At 33.4% G+C, this 19,609-nt stretch carries 17 protein-coding genes, 1 rRNA gene and 5 pseudogenes; 10 read left to right on the forward strand and 13 right to left on the reverse strand.

Going from position 1 to position 19,609, the window contains the following annotated elements; all coding sequences use genetic code 11:
• Window positions 1-23: 23 nt before the first annotated feature.
• Window positions 24-1,112: a glutamine-hydrolyzing carbamoyl-phosphate synthase small subunit gene (gene carA, locus BWZ41_RS01250; RefSeq protein ID WP_143689142.1), complete on the reverse strand. Its 1,089-nt coding sequence runs from the start codon at window positions 1,110-1,112 to the stop codon at window positions 24-26.
• A gap of 202 nt (window positions 1,113-1,314) precedes the next feature.
• Here carA and BWZ41_RS01255 point away from each other — a divergent pair, with 202 nt between their 5' ends.
• Window positions 1,315-1,788 (forward strand): SDR family NAD(P)-dependent oxidoreductase, encoded by a 474-nt coding sequence (locus BWZ41_RS01255; RefSeq protein ID WP_241653841.1) that lies wholly within the window; start codon window positions 1,315-1,317, stop codon window positions 1,786-1,788.
• 374 nt (window positions 1,789-2,162) lie between these two features.
• Window positions 2,163-2,630, forward strand: coding sequence for a hypothetical protein (locus BWZ41_RS01260; protein WP_063631040.1), 468 nt, complete (start codon window positions 2,163-2,165; stop codon window positions 2,628-2,630).
• A gap of 533 nt (window positions 2,631-3,163) precedes the next feature.
• Here the strand turns inward: BWZ41_RS01260 and fsa are convergent.
• Entirely contained in the window at window positions 3,164-3,799 is a 636-nt protein-coding gene (gene fsa / locus BWZ41_RS01265; protein ID WP_143689143.1) for a fructose-6-phosphate aldolase, read from the reverse strand.
• A gap of 434 nt (window positions 3,800-4,233) precedes the next feature.
• On the opposite strand from fsa, the gene BWZ41_RS01270 reads away from it, so the two are divergent.
• Window positions 4,234-7,200, forward strand: coding sequence for a hypothetical protein (locus tag BWZ41_RS01270; protein ID WP_143689144.1), 2,967 nt, complete (start codon window positions 4,234-4,236; stop codon window positions 7,198-7,200).
• Between the two features lie 294 nt (window positions 7,201-7,494).
• Here BWZ41_RS01270 and BWZ41_RS01275 read toward each other — a convergent pair whose 3' ends face one another.
• The 3 genes from BWZ41_RS01275 to pstC (BWZ41_RS01285) form a co-directional block, all read right to left on the reverse strand.
• A complete protein-coding gene (locus BWZ41_RS01275) occupies window positions 7,495-7,836 on the reverse strand; it encodes a F0F1 ATP synthase subunit epsilon (protein ID WP_143689145.1) in 342 nt (113 codons plus the stop codon).
• 5 nt (window positions 7,837-7,841) lie between these two features.
• On the reverse strand, window positions 7,842-9,278 hold the full coding sequence (gene atpD, locus BWZ41_RS01280) for a F0F1 ATP synthase subunit beta (RefSeq protein WP_177429444.1): 1,437 nt from the start codon (window positions 9,276-9,278) through the stop codon (window positions 7,842-7,844).
• A 97-nt stretch (window positions 9,279-9,375) separates the two neighbouring features.
• On the reverse strand, window positions 9,376-10,464 hold the full coding sequence (pstC, locus tag BWZ41_RS01285) for a phosphate ABC transporter permease subunit PstC (RefSeq protein WP_143689146.1): 1,089 nt from the start codon (window positions 10,462-10,464) through the stop codon (window positions 9,376-9,378).
• Between the two features lie 107 nt (window positions 10,465-10,571).
• On the opposite strand from pstC (BWZ41_RS01285), the gene rpmH (BWZ41_RS01290) reads away from it, so the two are divergent.
• From rpmH (BWZ41_RS01290) to BWZ41_RS01300, 3 genes are all read left to right on the forward strand, one after another.
• A complete protein-coding gene (gene rpmH, locus BWZ41_RS01290; RefSeq protein WP_010404613.1) occupies window positions 10,572-10,706 on the forward strand; it encodes a 50S ribosomal protein L34 in 135 nt (44 codons plus the stop codon).
• Window positions 10,690-11,067 (forward strand): ribonuclease P protein component, encoded by a 378-nt coding sequence (gene rnpA / locus BWZ41_RS01295; protein WP_080589533.1) that lies wholly within the window; start codon window positions 10,690-10,692, stop codon window positions 11,065-11,067. The genes rpmH (BWZ41_RS01290) and rnpA (BWZ41_RS01295) overlap by 17 nt, the downstream gene beginning before the upstream one ends.
• A gap of 74 nt (window positions 11,068-11,141) precedes the next feature.
• Entirely contained in the window at window positions 11,142-11,351 is a 210-nt protein-coding gene (locus BWZ41_RS01300) for a hypothetical protein (protein WP_143689147.1), read from the forward strand.
• 74 nt (window positions 11,352-11,425) lie between these two features.
• Here BWZ41_RS01300 and BWZ41_RS08385 read toward each other — a convergent pair.
• Both BWZ41_RS08385 and tnpA (BWZ41_RS01305) read right to left on the reverse strand, forming a co-directional pair.
• Window positions 11,426-11,777 (reverse strand): annotated as a pseudogene (locus tag BWZ41_RS08385) (IS66 family transposase); the annotation flags it as partial.
• 79 nt (window positions 11,778-11,856) lie between these two features.
• Window positions 11,857-12,291: pseudogene (tnpA, locus tag BWZ41_RS01305) on the reverse strand (IS200/IS605 family transposase).
• Between the two features lie 137 nt (window positions 12,292-12,428).
• On the opposite strand from tnpA (BWZ41_RS01305), the pseudogene BWZ41_RS08390 reads away from it, so the two are divergent.
• Window positions 12,429-14,092 (forward strand): annotated as a pseudogene (locus BWZ41_RS08390) (hypothetical protein); the annotation flags it as partial.
• 294 nt (window positions 14,093-14,386) lie between these two features.
• Here BWZ41_RS08390 and BWZ41_RS01315 read toward each other — a convergent pair.
• The 3 genes from BWZ41_RS01315 to pstC (BWZ41_RS01325) all read right to left on the reverse strand — a co-directional run bounded on the left by BWZ41_RS01315 (window position 14,387) and on the right by pstC (BWZ41_RS01325) (window position 17,356).
• On the reverse strand, window positions 14,387-14,728 hold the full coding sequence (locus tag BWZ41_RS01315; RefSeq protein WP_143689145.1) for a F0F1 ATP synthase subunit epsilon: 342 nt from the start codon (window positions 14,726-14,728) through the stop codon (window positions 14,387-14,389).
• Between the two features lie 5 nt (window positions 14,729-14,733).
• Window positions 14,734-16,170: a F0F1 ATP synthase subunit beta gene (gene atpD, locus BWZ41_RS01320; RefSeq protein WP_177429444.1), complete on the reverse strand. Its 1,437-nt coding sequence runs from the start codon at window positions 16,168-16,170 to the stop codon at window positions 14,734-14,736.
• A gap of 97 nt (window positions 16,171-16,267) precedes the next feature.
• Complete coding sequence (gene pstC, locus BWZ41_RS01325) at window positions 16,268-17,356, reverse strand: phosphate ABC transporter permease subunit PstC (RefSeq protein ID WP_143689146.1); 1,089 nt, start codon at window positions 17,354-17,356, stop codon at window positions 16,268-16,270.
• A gap of 107 nt (window positions 17,357-17,463) precedes the next feature.
• On the opposite strand from pstC (BWZ41_RS01325), the gene rpmH (BWZ41_RS01330) reads away from it, so the two are divergent.
• The 3 genes from rpmH (BWZ41_RS01330) to BWZ41_RS01340 all read left to right on the forward strand — a co-directional run bounded on the left by rpmH (BWZ41_RS01330) (window position 17,464) and on the right by BWZ41_RS01340 (window position 18,243).
• Window positions 17,464-17,598: a 50S ribosomal protein L34 gene (rpmH, locus tag BWZ41_RS01330; RefSeq protein ID WP_010404613.1), complete on the forward strand. Its 135-nt coding sequence runs from the start codon at window positions 17,464-17,466 to the stop codon at window positions 17,596-17,598.
• Entirely contained in the window at window positions 17,582-17,959 is a 378-nt protein-coding gene (gene rnpA / locus BWZ41_RS01335) for a ribonuclease P protein component (RefSeq protein WP_080589533.1), read from the forward strand. The genes rpmH (BWZ41_RS01330) and rnpA (BWZ41_RS01335) overlap by 17 nt, the downstream gene beginning before the upstream one ends.
• A gap of 74 nt (window positions 17,960-18,033) precedes the next feature.
• Window positions 18,034-18,243 carry a hypothetical protein gene (locus BWZ41_RS01340; protein WP_143689147.1) on the forward strand — a complete coding sequence of 70 codons (210 nt, stop codon included), beginning with the start codon at window positions 18,034-18,036 and terminating at the stop codon, window positions 18,241-18,243.
• Window positions 18,244-18,317: 74 nt separating this feature from the next.
• Here BWZ41_RS01340 and BWZ41_RS08395 read toward each other — a convergent pair.
• From BWZ41_RS08395 to rrf, 3 genes and pseudogenes are all read right to left on the reverse strand, one after another.
• Window positions 18,318-18,669: pseudogene (locus BWZ41_RS08395) on the reverse strand (IS66 family transposase); the annotation flags it as partial.
• 79 nt (window positions 18,670-18,748) lie between these two features.
• Window positions 18,749-19,183, reverse strand: a pseudogene (gene tnpA, locus BWZ41_RS01345) (IS200/IS605 family transposase).
• Between the two features lie 255 nt (window positions 19,184-19,438).
• Window positions 19,439-19,545: ribosomal RNA gene (rrf, locus tag BWZ41_RS01350) — 5S ribosomal RNA — on the reverse strand.
• Window positions 19,546-19,609: the final 64 nt, after the last annotated feature.

The raw sequence follows: 19,609 nt of genomic DNA on the forward strand, positions 1-19,609 counted from the left end.
AAAGCTAATCTAACTGATTTCAGTTAGATTTTACTTTTATATAACAAAATATTATCAATAAAACGCCTAAATAAATAATGTGAATCATGCGTACCTGGCGCTTCTTCTGGATGGTATTGAGCAGAAAAGACTGGGTAATCCTTCATCATTATCCCCTCTACACTATTATCAAATAGAGAAATATGAGTAAATTCAACGTTACTTGGAAGAGAAGCTGAATCAACAACAAAACCATGATTTTGGCTAGTTATCTCAACTTTTCCACTAATTACATCATAAACTGGATGGTTACTCCCTCGATGGCCAATATCCATCTTGATAGTCTTTGCTCCCAAAGCAACTGCAAGTAATTGATGGCCCAGGCATATGCCGAAAACCGGCACCTTAGACTTTACAATAATTTCTATCTCTGAAATTACACTCTCTCCTATCTCTTGTGGATCACCAGGACCATTTGAAAGCACTATACCATCTGGATTCATGCTTAATATTTTGTGAGCAAAACCTGTATCTGGTTTGACTAATTCAACCGTACAATCAAGTTCTACTAAGCGTGAGACTATACTATTTTTTACACCGAAATCAATTACCACAACTTTGTATTTTGCATTAAGGTCACTTTTAAATTTACTATGCAAGCTAACTTTATTGGTTATTTCTATTCCATTTACAGATTTGTATTTCTTCAATTCATCTAATATATGTGCCTCACTTGACGGACATATCATTCCATTTTGAGATCCATGTTTTCTTAAATGTCTCGTCAAAGCTCTAGTATCAACTCCCGATATCCCAACCACATTATTTTTCTCCAACCAATCATTTAAACTAATATATGAAGAAGAGTGAGACATAGGAGAAAGTTCACGCATAATCACACCACTTGCAAAAACTTTTTCTCCTTCATTATCCTTGTGATTTATTCCAACATTACCAATATGAGGAAAAGTGAACGCTATTATTTGATCAGCAAAAGAAGGATCGGTTATAGTATGTTGATACCCGGTCATACCAGTGGTAAAACAAACTTCACCTATACATTTGCCTCTTTTACCTACCGATTTTCCCAAAAAGCACTTGCCATCTTGTAAAACTAAAGCTGCATCCTGCATTTAATTCTCTCAACTCACTTAAAATATTATATAAGAATTTTTAATTACAAGTAAGCAAATACTAAATTTCCCTTTAAGTTTATATAAAATTCAAAATTATAAGTAGCTTTCTTTTTTTATTATTTAGCAAAATTATAGCAAACTTAACTTGTGTGAATAGGCAATAGTCATTACATTCATACTTCATGTTATATAAATTCACATGGATAGAAAAACTTGTCTCATTACAGGAGCATCATCTGGCATTGGAGAAAGTCTAGCACGGTTGCTCATTAAAGATCGATGGTTTGTGGTTGGCATTGCAAGGCGCACTGAAAAACTGGAAAAATTAAAAGAAGAATTAGGTAGTAATTTTTTACCTATAACATGTGATGTAAGCAAAAGTGAAAATATTAAAAACTCGTCTGATTTTTTAAAAAAGCAAAATATTATACCAAATCTCTTTTTTCTTAATGCAGGATGTGGCGAAATAGAAGATAAGTTTCATACCAACATTCATAGAAAAACATTTGAAACCAATTATTTTGGCGTTATCAACTGGATTGAAGAATGGATTCATCATAATTCCTTGGCAACTTTTGCGGTTATATCTTCCCTTGTTGCTATTCATGCAACACCACATGCTTCTGCATACTGTGCCAGCAAAGCAGCACTAAAAAGTTGTTTCAATCACTAAAAATCCAATATTCTAACAGTAGCACAAAGTTTATCACCATAATGCCAGGGCCAGTAAAAACAGATATGTTTAAGTCTAATAAACCACTTCCCTTCATATGGGAGCCAGAAAAAGCTGCAGCATATATTTTAAAAAGTATATTTAAAGGAAAGAAAGTTATAGCGTTTCCAATTTTCTGGCGGTTATTTTTTCATATTTTACAAATTCTTCCCACTAAAATGACTTCAAGAATCTTACGATAATCACCAAATCTACCATCTTGTAAAGCTAAAGCTCTTCAAAACTCAATCGCAAGCTTCTCCACAAAAAAACATCTTGACTATCGCATGTTTCATATTATATGAATAAACTGTTAATGAAAGTGGAGGGTTGCAATGCCTGATGATATAGATCAGTCTAAAAAAATAAATGAGAAATGGTTACTTATAGGAGGTGCTTCATTGTTTCTTGTAATCATGCTACCATCAATTTTTCTCTTAGCAAAAATAGCTATGATGTTTGTTATAATCTCAGCTACAGCAATAGCAATAAAAATTGCCTCAAAAGCAATATCAAATGTTTTAGAGGATAAAGAGAACCAATCAACACAAAATAAAATTATAAACCTAGCTGTTGGAGTAGTATCCATACTTGCAGGTGGGCTATCATTACTTATTACAGCAAAAGTTGGTTTCATCGCAATATGTTCAACTATAGCTATTTTAGCTCTGTACGAATATATTAAAGATGAAAAAATAGGTAAGGATATAAATGATAAATTTGATGAAATAGCTAATAACACGGCTGAGTTTTGTGTAGACAGCATTGAAAAACTTATTCCATCACAAAGCCAAGGAGTGTGATCTTTTATTTATAAATAATTAAATTTGAGATACATGGCTAACGTACAAAAACTGAAACCAGTACTTCCTTTCTTGTCATCCTAGTAATGCCTTCCATCATTAAAAATGTTGTATTACTTTTATACTCGCAAATCTAACTGGATTTCAGTACTGGAATGACAACAAAGAGGCTACCTAAATGACATATTCAATCTCTATACAGATGTACGTCATGTTCATAAAATTACGATAAAAATTACTTGACAAATTCTGATAGTCTTTTTACTATTCGTAATGAAGGTGTTCTAGAGTTTGGAATCTATCTTCGTCTGCAGGCTTTTCAATTCAATTAATCTATAATCTTCAGTTAAAATATATTTTAGCTATACTTCGGTCGTAGCTGTATACATTTTTTTGAATCTTTTTTTATTAACAGGAGGATCATTATGTTTAAAATTCTGAATTACGCATATCATTAACCTGCATGTCTTTAAAGGACAGATGGTACATATGTCCTTTTTATATTATATTTTATAGCAATATCATGTATTACTTTACGCCCAGTCTTTTTCAAATATTGCGAGCCCTTGGTCAGTAAGTGGATGATTAATTAACTGTCTAAGTATTTTTGCTGGTACAGTAATTGAATGAGCACCAAGCCGTGCAGCTTCTATTACATGTGCTGGACTTCTTACTGATGCAACAAGAACTTTTGTCTTAAAATTATAATTAGAATATATAGTGCATATATCTTCTATTAGCGATAAGCCATCATAGCTTATATCATCAAGGCGACCAACAAAGGGAGAAATAAAACAAGCACCGGCCTTAGCGGCAAACAGTGCTTGTCCAGGAGAAAAACATAATGTGATATTAGCAGGTATTTTATGTTCTGTCCACAACTTTTTACAAGAAATTAATCCTTCATGTGTAAGGGGCAACTTTACTACGATATTACTAGCAATTTTCGCTAACTTAAGGCCTTCTTTAATCATCTCTTCATGGCTATCTGCAACAACTTCAACACTAACAGGCCCTTTTATAATAGAGCATATTTCACTTACTAAATCTTCGTATTTATCTTTATGTCCAGATTTTGCTATTAAAGAAGGATTAGTTGTTATGCCGTCAATGAACTCCTTTAATTCTTCAATTTCATTTAAATCAACACTATCAAGAAAAATTTCCATATTATTGTCCTATTAAAAACCTATTTTTACAAAATATTGTCATCTTTGAAAAGTATTAAATAAAATCGGATTTTTAACTCAACTCAATTTTTAGTCTGTCAGGGAAGAAAATATTGAACTGAGACATAGTTAATATGTATAGCGCTTTCCTTAATTGGTTATATTTTATTAACAGAATTAGCAACTAGTATACCCAATTTCTGAAGTTTACTAGTTTTACGTCTAATGAAATTCTTGCATAGCCTAAGATGTAGTGCTACTATTAGTATAGTATTGTAATACAAATAGATAGTGAGGCTAAATTGAGTTTAATGCTCGCAGTTGTTTTTAACGCAATTAAATTCAACTACAAAGATTAACACAAAGGAACTTTGATAGCTTAGCCACTCCTACAATAGATGTATTATCAGAACAATAGTAATAGGGGGTATACTATGTCAACAAGTTTCCTGATGCTGAAAAACATATTAGCAGAGTTGAAAAGAAAAAATAGCATTACTGTTTTAGAAAAGCATTATCAGGAAAAATGGGAGATTTATGACTTGTTCATGGATTTAACAAATGATGAAAATTTTAAGCAAGCATATATAGATCTATCTTTCAACAAGAGCTTTAAGAAAGACTTTATAGAATTAGCAAATCAGGCAAAAAAAGCTGTAAGTAAGTATTTTGAAAGGAAAGACATAGAGCTTCAAGCTTTTTATGTAGAAACTGAAGATGCTAATAGAGTGTTAAACATTAACCTTACTAATTACAGTAGAAGTGAGCCAATAAAAATTAGCGATATCTTGCAGCAAGAAAGTAATATTAATGCGTTGAATATTTATTGCGATAAAAAGCATGGTATGTACGCTTATCGAAAAGATAAGGAAAGACATTATGAATTTAAAGAGGATGCATATTATGAAATAACAAGCACTTGGTCTGTGCAGGACAAGCATGGGAAAACTTTTAGTTGTACTATGGTTATGAATGTAAGTAGTGCTGGTATAACTGAAGTACTACAGTTTAATGGTAAAGATTTTGAATCGCCATCTAAGGAGTTTTGGAATTTAATAAGACAAAATGAGGAATTATATATTCAAGACCTCTCTCTACATGATGCTGTAAAAGCATTATTGGAGAAGAATAAAGATGCTCCATCTGTTAGTAATCTGCAAAATATAGTAATCAATCAAGACGAAAAGCTGAAAGATCTTGAAAATGATGCTAAAAACAATCCTATTCTTTCTTTCACTAGCAACAATGTACCAGCACAGCAGATTGCAACTCAGGCAATTGCAACTCAAACAGAAGTTAATTCACAGCACACTGAAACTCAAACAGAAGTTGCTGTGCAACATGTTGAGATTCAAGCGGAAATTGATTCTCAACAAACTGAAACTCAGAATTTGCAAGAAGTTGCAACTCAAACAGAAGTGAATTTACAGCACACTAAAACTCAGACAGAAGTTGCTGTGCAACATGTTGAAATTCAAGCGGAAATTGGCTCTCAACAAGCTGAAAATCAGACAGAAGTTGGTTTACAAGAGGTTGCAATTCAGACAGGAATTAGTTTACAGCACACTGAAGCTCAGACAGAGGTTAATTTACAAGAAGTTGCAATTCAGAATTTGCAAGAAGCTGCAGTGCAAACAGAAATTAACTCACAACAATTAGATCAAAAGTTTACAAAGGCTGAGCAAGAAATTAGAGAATTAAACGAGCAGAGAAACAAATTACAATATAGACTCGACGAGGCTAAGCAAGAAATTGAAGAGTTAGAAAAGCGTAATAGTGATTTACAGAATGAATTTGGAGAAGAAAAGCAAAAAAATGCAGAATTGCAAGCCGGACTTACACAAAAAGATGAAAAGCTAGCAAATATGTCAACAGAGCTGCAAGAAAAAGCGCAAGAACTTGAAGGTGCGTATGAAGAAAAGGAAGGCCTGAAGAAAAAGCTGGAAGTTGCTAATGCAGGAAAAGAAGAGTTGATAAGTGAGTTAAGAAAATTGCAAAAGGAATTAGTTCATCTGGAAGAAGAAAGGTTTCATTTGAAAGATGATCTTGATCAGTTAAGAAGCGATAATGAGAGTATAAAGAAAAGCAAAGAGGAGCAAATATCAGATTTGAAAGAAGAAAATCAAATGTTAAGCAACTATACAGCAAAGCAAGTAGAATCAGAACAGGAACTCGACAAGGCTAAGCAAGAAATTGAAGAGTTAGAAAAGCGTAATAGTGATTTACAGAATGAATTTGGAGAAGAAAAGCAAAAAAATGCAGAATTGCAAGCCGGACTTACACAAAAAGATGAAAAGCTAGCAAATATGTCAACAGAGCTGCAAAAAAGAGAGCAAGAATTTGAAGGTGCGTATGAAGAAAAGGAAGGCCTGAAGAAAAAGCTGGAAGTTGCTAATGCAGGAAAAGAAGAGTTGATAAGTGAGTTAAGAAAATTGCAAAAGGAATTAGACCAGCTGTTAAGTAGTTGCATAATAAAGCAAAAAAAATCAGAACAGGAACTCATGGAGACTAAGCAAGAAATTGAAGAATTAGAGAAGTGCAATAGTGATTTACAGAATGAACTTGAAGAAGAAAAGCAAAAAAACGTAAAATTGCAAATTGGACTAACACAAAAAGATGAGAAGCTAAAAAATATATCAACAGAGCTGCAAGGGAAAATACAAGAACTTGAAAGTGTACATGAAGGAAAGGAAGACCTAGAGAAAAAGTTAACAATTACTAATGCAGAACGAGAGAAACTGAAAAGTAAAGTGAATCAGTTAGAAGAAGATGCAAATGAAAATGAAAAGGAAGTAGAACGCATGAGATATGAATACGATAAATCGTTAACGAATTTAAAATCTCAAATGCGAAGCTTAGACGATGAGCACAACACAAATCTGGAATCTTACAAACAAGAGGTAGATCGGCTAAAGCGGAAATGTGAAGAGTTAGAGAATGAGCTAGAGCTTAAAGATGAGCAATTTAAGAAGTATAAGCAACAGTTATCGCTGAAGAGAAAAGAAACAAAAGAGAATCAATTACTGCAGTCAAAGATTAAAGAATTGGAAAAATGTAATAAGTACTTGACAGAAATGATTGGAAATAAAGCTCTGGAAATTGAAAGAATAACTGGAGAAAGAAAAGAGCTAAACGGTAAAGTGCAGTACTTAAATAGCCAAGTAGAACTGTTAAGTCCAGTAATTTATCAAGTACTTGTTAATAAAAAGAAAGTTTTTGATGATAATTCAAAAATGTTTTACCAGCTTACAGAGGAAATTGATGATTCAGAAAAAAAACCTAGGTCTTTAATCCTTGATAGCGCATTTCATAGCGATGATGACGACCACTGTAGTTCACTTCTAGACTTAATCAGCAGTCCCTCAAAGGTGTGTAGCCAAAGTCAGCGTGGAAATTCTTAAAGATGCATATGAGACCAGCGGCTTCTTTATTCAAGTAGCCCCTCTTGTCATCTGAGTAGTGTAACACACAACTGTACGAACATTCTATCAATTTGCGCAGTAAATGGTCAGTGCTTGACACTGGAATTCAGTTAAATTCGTGAGTATAAAAGTAATCAACGTTTTAATGATTATGAAAAACCAGTGTCACGCACTGGGATGATATCATGGAAGCTGAGATGAAAAGAGAGGAAGTACTGGAATTCTTGTCTCAGCATTTAGCCATGCATTTGAACAGATACAAAAAAAGAGCCCCTAAAGAGATTTGACATCAAGATAACTTAAATATATACCAACTCTCTTATTTTTTAATGATTCCTCATCATGAGTCAAATGATCAAAAACCTGAATTTGATTTGTTAGAATGCTACAATCATTATTTACAACCTCTAATACACCATTGTCAATTACAACTTTCTCCTTTATCTGGTTACTCATTTGAACAGTAATTATACTAGGCAATAAATAAATTAAATAAGGGGAATGGTAAGCTAAAATCATTAGCTCCCCTTCAAGCCCACTCACTGAAAGAGAAACTACTTCATCAAACGAAATTCTATTATCAGGAGAAAAAAATTGCACCTTAAAAGTGTTCATAATCTTTAATGCTTAGCTCCAACTTCAGCTTTTATCGATTCAGCCTTTTCTATTGCTTCACTTATACTTCCCACCATATAAAACGCAGCTTCTGGCAGGTGATCATATTTGCCTTCAATAATTCCTTTAAAACTAGAAATAGTATCAGAAAGTGAAACAAATTTACCAGACATGCCAGTAAACACCTCCGCAACATGAAAAGGTTGAGAAAGAAACTTCTGAATTTTACGAGCTCTATCAACAATAATTTTATCTTCATCAGATAGCTCATCCATACCAAGTATTGCGATAATATCTTGCAGCGACTTATAAGTTTGCAATATACGTTTCACCTCAGAAGCCACATTATAATGTTCTTCACCAATGATTTCAGCAGATAAAGACTGAGAAGTTGAATCAAGTGGATCAACAGCAGGATATATGCCCATTTCAGCTATTTGCCTTGATAATACTGTGGTGGCATCAAGATGAGAGAATGTAGTTGCTGGAGCTGGATCAGTCAAATCATCCGCAGGAACATATATAGCCTGTACAGAAGTAATAGAACCAGCAGTAGTTGAGGCTATTCTCTCTTGCATAGCGCCCATATCAGTCGCAAGGGTTGGCTGATAACCAACAGCTGATGGTATTCTCCCAAGTAAAGCGGAAAGTTCAGAGCCAGCTTGAGTGAAACGGAAGATATTATCTACAAAAAATAGAACATCTTGGTTTTCACGATCACGAAAATACTCCGCCATAGTTAGCGCCGTCAAAGCAACTCTAGCCCTTGCTCCAGGAGGCTCATTCATTTGACCATAAACCAAAACAGCTTGAGATTTTTCATGCTCATTTATATCTATTACATTCGAAGTGATCATCTCATTATAAAGATCATTACCTTCACGCGTTCTCTCCCCTACTCCGGCAAATACGGAAAATCCTTTATGAGCTTTTGCTATATTGTTAATCAATTCCATTATCAGAACTGTTTTACCAACACCAGCTCCACCAAATAAGCCAATTTTTCCTCCTTTAAGATAAGGCGCAAGAAGATCTATAACCTTTATTCCTGTAACTAAAACTTCTTCCTGTATCTTCTGCTCGGTAAAACTTGGAGGTGATCTATGTATAGGTTCTAAATCACACTTTCCTTTCAGCGGACCACACTCATCTATAAGCTCTCCTACAACATTAAAAATCCTTCCTAAAGTTGAACGTCCAACCGGAACTGATATTGGCGCACCTGTATCAACAAATTCGTCACCTCTTGACATACCATCTGTGCTATCCATAGCAATACAACGTACTATATTATCACCTATATGCTGTGAAACCTCTAAAACCAGCTCCTTGCTCTTGTATTTTAACTTGCTTTTCAAAGCATTAAATATCCTAGGTAATTCGCCTTCAAATTTTAAATCAACAACTGCTTGAGTTACTTTAACTACTTTACCTATATCCATCTTTTTTATCACCTAACACTATAATTCTATATAAAGAACTTCTAAAGAAAATAAATTTTATATTATCAACAGAAATTTTGCAATATTAAAACACTTACTAGTTACGCTTCATTATAAACAATGCAAATGCATTCAATAACCAAGTAATAACAAACAGCACCAAACTAAGAGCATAAGCCGCAAGAGTCTGCACACTACTGAAATCCTGATCTCCGGTAAGTAATGTAGCAATTTGTACAGTAATAGTAGTAACTGAATTGAGAGGATTAAAGGTCAAGTTTGCATTGATTCCTACAGCCATTAGTACAATCATTGTTTCACCTATCACTCTTGAAATTGATAACAAAATTGCACTTAAAATTGTAGGCATTGCATAAGGTATTGTTATATGCCATATAGTTTCCGCTGGTGTTGCGCCAAGCGCCATAAAACCATAACGTAAACTTTTTGGAACAGATCTTATAGCATCTTCAAGCAAAGAAATAATAAAAGGAAGAATCATTATTCCAATCGATAAACCAGCAATCAAAGCACTTTCTGAGTGTATACTTAAATTAAAAAAATTTGCTACCTGCTTTATAAAAAAAGACAAAAATACAACTGAGAAGTATCCATATACAACAGTAGGAATAGCAGACAAAACCTGTAAGGCTGTATTAATAACATAACGCACTTTTTCACTCGCATACTCACTAATATATATTGCAGAAAATAAACCAAGCGGCACCGCAACTAACATTGCTACAATAGTTATAAGTAATGTCCCCACTAAAAGTGGCGCTATACCAAAACATCCCACCTCTCCTTCGCCAATAATAGCTACATTATGCTTCCATTTTAAGCAAAATAAGAATTCTGAAATAGCTACTTTATTAAAAAAAGAAATGGACTGAACAAAAATAGATAGCATTATAAATAAAGTGATAAAAAGTGATATTGCTAAAGCCATAAATAACAAAAATTTTACCATCTTATTTCTTTTACCTTTAAAGATAAAAATCAGCATAAAAAAAAGTAACGCTATAGAAATAGAAATTATAAAATAACCATCATAGAATGCTAACAAACAAGGTAGCATCCACATACAACTCAAATATATATAAGACTTAACTTTACTTACTGCTTGAAACTTACTCAAACAAAATAAAAGGATTAGTAAAACAGGTACGCCTATAATTAAATTCATTTTTCCATATATCAAATTTTATTCAACAAGAATGCCATAGAAGTTGACCATTATTTGACAATAGAGCAAAATAATTTAAAATAAATAGTTATATTAATATAAAAACAATGAAAAGAACATTTCAACCAAAAAACTTAAAAAAAAAGCACAAACATGGATTTCGTTCACGTATGTCAACAAAAGCTGGAAGAAAAATTCTTAATAAGCGTCGCTCATTAGGGTGTAATAAATTATGCGCATAGTAAGCATAAAAAAAAAGAGTTTTCCTTTGCTTTTAAAAACAGATTAGCACCTGACAGTCTTTTTTATCGAGGGGTATATATATCACTATATGCTATAAAAGAAAGAGAACCTGAAAAGTATATTCATGTTATTAGAGTAGGTCTGGCTATCAGTAAAAAAGTCGGAAAAGCAGCAAAAAGAAATAAAATAAAAAGGCAATTACGAATGCTAGCTAAAGTTAGCATTTCTAATATAAGTAATGTAGGATACTATTACATAATACTAACCCATAAAAACATTATGCAAGCAGGCTATAAAAATTTACAAAAAGACCTCAATATTTGCTTAAAGAAAGATAAAATAAGAAGAAATTTTCACTAAAGTATTTACAGCTATATTTTTTATGATAAGATAAGTAAAGTTTTTAAAAATAAATTAATAGATGTGGGTGCTTGATGGTAGAGAGTATAAGAAAACAAGATAAAAAGCTCGATACAAATAATGCTAAGGAGAGTTTTTATAAATATAGAGAGTCTAGCTATCGCACACAATGGGGAATGGCATTTGAACAAAGCCTATATTTAGAACAAAATAAGGATAATCCTAGAGGGAAATTGCTAAATTTGAATATAGAAGCAACTTATTACAATAAGAGAATAGTTTGATAAAAGTAAAAGTACCCGTTCAGGGGAGTGGTTCAAGAAACGATAGGCAGGGAATTGTACAGTTCTCTTTGTTTTCATGTTAAGTATAATGAAATTATCCTTTCAAGTTCCTCGCTCTGATTACGTAAAATATGAGCTTTTACAGTAAGCGATATAATGCCTAATTTGCTGTTCAGTATGGTAGTGGAATACTTTCTGATTTACTTAAAAATTTCACATCACTCTTTCAGATTTTAAAATATTTTTCGCAACTTGAGAAGCTCCAGTTGCTTCAGATAGGTAGCTTTAAGTAATACCTTATACGTCTTGCAACTTTCTTACACTTCTGTGAAAACATCTCTTTCACTTTTTAATAAAGCTTTTTTTTAGCACAAATAATTCAGTGAATGCGTTTTTTAAGTAACAGCCCAGAATTTTAACTTCAATAGTTCAACTATGTTTCAAAGTACCTTGCTAAGGATATCCAAACTCAACAACCATCACCTACAAGGTGAAGGGTTAAATTTCAATCAATTTGAAATTGATCATTGTCATGAAGTGGCTCGCCTTCCTGGATAGATATGTACTCCTGTATCACCTCATCTGTAATTGTACCAGAACTTACGGCTAAATATCCACGTGCCCAAAGGTGTCTACCCCAAAATTGCTTCCTTAGACTTGCAAAATCTTGCATCAGCAACCTTTAACTTGTTCCTTTCAAAAGTTGTACAATTTTACTAACACTTTGCTGTGGTTTATATGATATGAACATATGAATATGATCTACTGCAACTTTACCTGAGATAATTTGGATCTCATTTTCCATAGTAACCTGCCTTAGCAGCTCCCTAACTCTAATAGCAATTTGGCCTATTAGCACCCTTTTGCGATATTTGGGAATCCATACCAAGTGTACTTTCATATCGTACTTAGGGTGTGCATTATACCCATAACGTCGCATACGCGACTATTGTAACTTGTCCTTCGCCTCAAGGCGAGACAATCCCCGAAGGGGGACACTAAAATAATAAAATATTCACAAAAGTAACTTGAATATATAATTTCAATTAGTATAATGTAAGGGGTGATGTAATGTCNAGGCTAAGCAAGAAATTGAAGAGTTAGAAAAGCGTAATAGTGATTTACAGAATGAATTTGGAGAAGAAAAGCAAAAAAATGCAGAATTGCAAGCCGGACTTACACAAAAAGATGAAAAGCTAGCAAATATGTCAACAGAGCTGCAAGAAAAAGCGCAAGAACTTGAAGGTGCGTATGAAGAAAAGGAAGGCCTGAAGAAAAAGCTGGAAGTTGCTAATGCAGGAAAAGAAGAGTTGATAAGTGAGTTAAGAAAATTGCAAAAGGAATTAGTTCATCTGGAAGAAGAAAGGTTTCATTTGAAAGATGATCTTGATCAGTTAAGAAGCGATAATGAGAGTATAAAGAAAAGCAAAGAGGAGCAAATATCAGATTTGAAAGAAGAAAATCAAATGTTAAGCAACTATACAGCAAAGCAAGTAGAATCAGAACAGGAACTCGACAAGGCTAAGCAAGAAATTGAAGAGTTAGAAAAGCGTAATAGTGATTTACAGAATGAATTTGGAGAAGAAAAGCAAAAAAATGCAGAATTGCAAGCCGGACTTACACAAAAAGATGAAAAGCTAGCAAATATGTCAACAGAGCTGCAAAAAAGAGAGCAAGAATTTGAAGGTGCGTATGAAGAAAAGGAAGGCCTGAAGAAAAAGCTGGAAGTTGCTAATGCAGGAAAAGAAGAGTTGATAAGTGAGTTAAGAAAATTGCAAAAGGAATTAGACCAGCTGTTAAGTAGTTGCATAATAAAGCAAAAAAAATCAGAACAGGAACTCATGGAGACTAAGCAAGAAATTGAAGAATTAGAGAAGTGCAATAGTGATTTACAGAATGAACTTGAAGAAGAAAAGCAAAAAAACGTAAAATTGCAAATTGGACTAACACAAAAAGATGAGAAGCTAAAAAATATATCAACAGAGCTGCAAGGGAAAATACAAGAACTTGAAAGTGTACATGAAGGAAAGGAAGACCTAGAGAAAAAGTTAACAATTACTAATGCAGAACGAGAGAAACTGAAAAGTAAAGTGAATCAGTTAGAAGAAGATGCAAATGAAAATGAAAAGGAAGTAGAACGCATGAGATATGAATACGATAAATCGTTAACGAATTTAAAATCTCAAATGCGAAGCTTAGACGATGAGCACAACACAAATCTGGAATCTTACAAACAAGAGGTAGATCGGCTAAAGCGGAAATGTGAAGAGTTAGAGAATGAGCTAGAGCTTAAAGATGAGCAATTTAAGAAGTATAAGCAACAGTTATCGCTGAAGAGAAAAGAAACAAAAGAGAATCAATTACTGCAGTCAAAGATTAAAGAATTGGAAAAATGTAATAAGTACTTGACAGAAATGATTGGAAATAAAGCTCTGGAAATTGAAAGAATAACTGGAGAAAGAAAAGAGCTAAACGGTAAAGTGCAGTACTTAAATAGCCAAGTAGAACTGTTAAGTCCAGTAATTTATCAAGTACTTGTTAATAAAAAGAAAGTTTTTGATGATAATTCAAAAATGTTTTACCAGCTTACAGAGGAAATTGATGATTCAGAAAAAAAACCTAGGTCTTTAATCCTTGATAGCGCATTTCATAGCGATGATGACGACCACTGTAGTTCACTTCTAGACTTAATCAGCAGTCCCTCAAAGGTGTGTAGCCAAAGTCAGCGTGGAAATTCTTAAAGATGCATATGAGACCAGCGGCTTCTTTATTCAAGTAGCCCCTCTTGTCATCTGAGTAGTGTAACACACAACTGTACGAACATTCTATCAATTTGCGCAGTAAATGGTCAGTGCTTGACACTGGAATTCAGTTAAATTCGTGAGTATAAAAGTAATCAACGTTTTAATGATTATGAAAAACCAGTGTCACGCACTGGGATGATATCATGGAAGCTGAGATGAAAAGAGAGGAAGTACTGGAATTCTTGTCTCAGCATTTAGCCATGCATTTGAACAGATACAAAAAAAGAGCCCCTAAAGAGATTTGACATCAAGATAACTTAAATATATACCAACTCTCTTATTTTTTAATGATTCCTCATCATGAGTCAAATGATCAAAAACCTGAATTTGATTTGTTAGAATGCTACAATCATTATTTACAACCTCTAATACACCATTGTCAATTACAACTTTCTCCTTTATCTGGTTACTCATTTGAACAGTAATTATACTAGGCAATAAATAAATTAAATAAGGGGAATGGTAAGCTAAAATCATTAGCTCCCCTTCAAGCCCACTCACTGAAAGAGAAACTACTTCATCAAACGAAATTCTATTATCAGGAGAAAAAAATTGCACCTTAAAAGTGTTCATAATCTTTAATGCTTAGCTCCAACTTCAGCTTTTATCGATTCAGCCTTTTCTATTGCTTCACTTATACTTCCCACCATATAAAACGCAGCTTCTGGCAGGTGATCATATTTGCCTTCAATAATTCCTTTAAAACTAGAAATAGTATCAGAAAGTGAAACAAATTTACCAGACATGCCAGTAAACACCTCCGCAACATGAAAAGGTTGAGAAAGAAACTTCTGAATTTTACGAGCTCTATCAACAATAATTTTATCTTCATCAGATAGCTCATCCATACCAAGTATTGCGATAATATCTTGCAGCGACTTATAAGTTTGCAATATACGTTTCACCTCAGAAGCCACATTATAATGTTCTTCACCAATGATTTCAGCAGATAAAGACTGAGAAGTTGAATCAAGTGGATCAACAGCAGGATATATGCCCATTTCAGCTATTTGCCTTGATAATACTGTGGTGGCATCAAGATGAGAGAATGTAGTTGCTGGAGCTGGATCAGTCAAATCATCCGCAGGAACATATATAGCCTGTACAGAAGTAATAGAACCAGCAGTAGTTGAGGCTATTCTCTCTTGCATAGCGCCCATATCAGTCGCAAGGGTTGGCTGATAACCAACAGCTGATGGTATTCTCCCAAGTAAAGCGGAAAGTTCAGAGCCAGCTTGAGTGAAACGGAAGATATTATCTACAAAAAATAGAACATCTTGGTTTTCACGATCACGAAAATACTCCGCCATAGTTAGCGCCGTCAAAGCAACTCTAGCCCTTGCTCCAGGAGGCTCATTCATTTGACCATAAACCAAAACAGCTTGAGATTTTTCATGCTCATTTATATCTATTACATTCGAAGTGATCATCTCATTATAAAGATCATTACCTTCACGCGTTCTCTCCCCTACTCCGGCAAATACGGAAAATCCTTTATGAGCTTTTGCTATATTGTTAATCAATTCCATTATCAGAACTGTTTTACCAACACCAGCTCCACCAAATAAGCCAATTTTTCCTCCTTTAAGATAAGGCGCAAGAAGATCTATAACCTTTATTCCTGTAACTAAAACTTCTTCCTGTATCTTCTGCTCGGTAAAACTTGGAGGTGATCTATGTATAGGTTCTAAATCACACTTTCCTTTCAGCGGACCACACTCATCTATAAGCTCTCCTACAACATTAAAAATCCTTCCTAAAGTTGAACGTCCAACCGGAACTGATATTGGCGCACCTGTATCAACAAATTCGTCACCTCTTGACATACCATCTGTGCTATCCATAGCAATACAACGTACTATATTATCACCTATATGCTGTGAAACCTCTAAAACCAGCTCCTTGCTCTTGTATTTTAACTTGCTTTTCAAAGCATTAAATATCCTAGGTAATTCGCCTTCAAATTTTAAATCAACAACTGCTTGAGTTACTTTAACTACTTTACCTATATCCATCTTTTTTATCACCTAACACTATAATTCTATATAAAGAACTTCTAAAGAAAATAAATTTTATATTATCAACAGAAATTTTGCAATATTAAAACACTTACTAGTTACGCTTCATTATAAACAATGCAAATGCATTCAATAACCAAGTAATAACAAACAGCACCAAACTAAGAGCATAAGCCGCAAGAGTCTGCACACTACTGAAATCCTGATCTCCGGTAAGTAATGTAGCAATTTGTACAGTAATAGTAGTAACTGAATTGAGAGGATTAAAGGTCAAGTTTGCATTGATTCCTACAGCCATTAGTACAATCATTGTTTCACCTATCACTCTTGAAATTGATAACAAAATTGCACTTAAAATTGTAGGCATTGCATAAGGTATTGTTATATGCCATATAGTTTCCGCTGGTGTTGCGCCAAGCGCCATAAAACCATAACGTAAACTTTTTGGAACAGATCTTATAGCATCTTCAAGCAAAGAAATAATAAAAGGAAGAATCATTATTCCAATCGATAAACCAGCAATCAAAGCACTTTCTGAGTGTATACTTAAATTAAAAAAATTTGCTACCTGCTTTATAAAAAAAGACAAAAATACAACTGAGAAGTATCCATATACAACAGTAGGAATAGCAGACAAAACCTGTAAGGCTGTATTAATAACATAACGCACTTTTTCACTCGCATACTCACTAATATATATTGCAGAAAATAAACCAAGCGGCACCGCAACTAACATTGCTACAATAGTTATAAGTAATGTCCCCACTAAAAGTGGCGCTATACCAAAACATCCCACCTCTCCTTCGCCAATAATAGCTACATTATGCTTCCATTTTAAGCAAAATAAGAATTCTGAAATAGCTACTTTATTAAAAAAAGAAATGGACTGAACAAAAATAGATAGCATTATAAATAAAGTGATAAAAAGTGATATTGCTAAAGCCATAAATAACAAAAATTTTACCATCTTATTTCTTTTACCTTTAAAGATAAAAATCAGCATAAAAAAAAGTAACGCTATAGAAATAGAAATTATAAAATAACCATCATAGAATGCTAACAAACAAGGTAGCATCCACATACAACTCAAATATATATAAGACTTAACTTTACTTACTGCTTGAAACTTACTCAAACAAAATAAAAGGATTAGTAAAACAGGTACGCCTATAATTAAATTCATTTTTCCATATATCAAATTTTATTCAACAAGAATGCCATAGAAGTTGACCATTATTTGACAATAGAGCAAAATAATTTAAAATAAATAGTTATATTAATATAAAAACAATGAAAAGAACATTTCAACCAAAAAACTTAAAAAAAAAGCACAAACATGGATTTCGTTCACGTATGTCAACAAAAGCTGGAAGAAAAATTCTTAATAAGCGTCGCTCATTAGGGTGTAATAAATTATGCGCATAGTAAGCATAAAAAAAAAGAGTTTTCCTTTGCTTTTAAAAACAGATTAGCACCTGACAGTCTTTTTTATCGAGGGGTATATATATCACTATATGCTATAAAAGAAAGAGAACCTGAAAAGTATATTCATGTTATTAGAGTAGGTCTGGCTATCAGTAAAAAAGTCGGAAAAGCAGCAAAAAGAAATAAAATAAAAAGGCAATTACGAATGCTAGCTAAAGTTAGCATTTCTAATATAAGTAATGTAGGATACTATTACATAATACTAACCCATAAAAACATTATGCAAGCAGGCTATAAAAATTTACAAAAAGACCTCAATATTTGCTTAAAGAAAGATAAAATAAGAAGAAATTTTCACTAAAGTATTTACAGCTATATTTTTTATGATAAGATAAGTAAAGTTTTTAAAAATAAATTAATAGATGTGGGTGCTTGATGGTAGAGAGTATAAGAAAACAAGATAAAAAGCTCGATACAAATAATGCTAAGGAGAGTTTTTATAAATATAGAGAGTCTAGCTATCGCACACAATGGGGAATGGCATTTGAACAAAGCCTATATTTAGAACAAAATAAGGATAATCCTAGAGGGAAATTGCTAAATTTGAATATAGAAGCAACTTATTACAATAAGAGAATAGTTTGATAAAAGTAAAAGTACCCGTTCAGGGGAGTGGTTCAAGAAACGATAGGCAGGGAATTGTACAGTTCTCTTTGTTTTCATGTTAAGTATAATGAAATTATCCTTTCAAGTTCCTCGCTCTGATTACGTAAAATATGAGCTTTTACAGTAAGCGATATAATGCCTAATTTGCTGTTCAGTATGGTAGTGGAATACTTTCTGATTTACTTAAAAATTTCACATCACTCTTTCAGATTTTAAAATATTTTTCGCAACTTGAGAAGCTCCAGTTGCTTCAGATAGGTAGCTTTAAGTAATACCTTATACGTCTTGCAACTTTCTTACACTTCTGTGAAAACATCTCTTTCACTTTTTAATAAAGCTTTTTTTTAGCACAAATAATTCAGTGAATGCGTTTTTTAAGTAACAGCCCAGAATTTTAACTTCAATAGTTCAACTATGTTTCAAAGTACCTTGCTAAGGATATCCAAACTCAACAACCATCACCTACAAGGTGAAGGGTTAAATTTCAATCAATTTGAAATTGATCATTGTCATGAAGTGGCTCGCCTTCCTGGATAGATATGTACTCCTGTATCACCTCATCTGTAATTGTACCAGAACTTACGGCTAAATATCCACGTGCCCAAAGGTGTCTACCCCAAAATTGCTTCCTTAGACTTGCAAAATCTTGCATCAGCAACCTTTAACTTGTTCCTTTCAAAAGTTGTACAATTTTACTAACACTTTGCTGTGGTTTATATGATATGAACATATGAATATGATCTACTGCAACTTTACCTGAGATAATTTGGATCTCATTTTCCATAGTAACCTGCCTTAGCAGCTCCCTAACTCTAATAGCAATTTGGCCTATTAGCACCCTTTTGCGATATTTGGGAATCCATACCAAGTGTACTTTCATATCGTACTTAGGGTGTGCATTATACCCATAACGTCGCATACGCGACTATTGTAACTTGTCCTTCGCCTCAAGGCGAGACAATCCCCGAAGGGGGACACTAACCAAGCTTATTTTAATGATTTATTAAATATTGCTATGTCTCCTCCTCGTTTGCAAATAGGTAACAAATTCTACTTTTATTTTAAAGTTTTCGCAGAGTTGTAAAAGATCAGTTACATTACCTCACACCTACTCTATGTTTACCTTGTTTCATCGCCCTACTGAACAGATATAAATAAAAAGAAATTTTTATAAACTTGGCAGCGACCTACTTTCCCTTTTTAAGTATCATCGGCGCTAAAAAGTTTCACTTCCGAGTTCGAAATGAGATCGGGTGGTTCATTTTTGCTATAGCCACCAAGTCAACAAAAATTTCTGATTTAACAAATTTTAATTTAATATTTAACACTGCATATACACATATAG

It is taken from the genome of Wolbachia endosymbiont of Nilaparvata lugens (assembly GCF_007115045.1).
GTDB lineage: Bacteria > Pseudomonadota > Alphaproteobacteria > Rickettsiales > Anaplasmataceae > Wolbachia.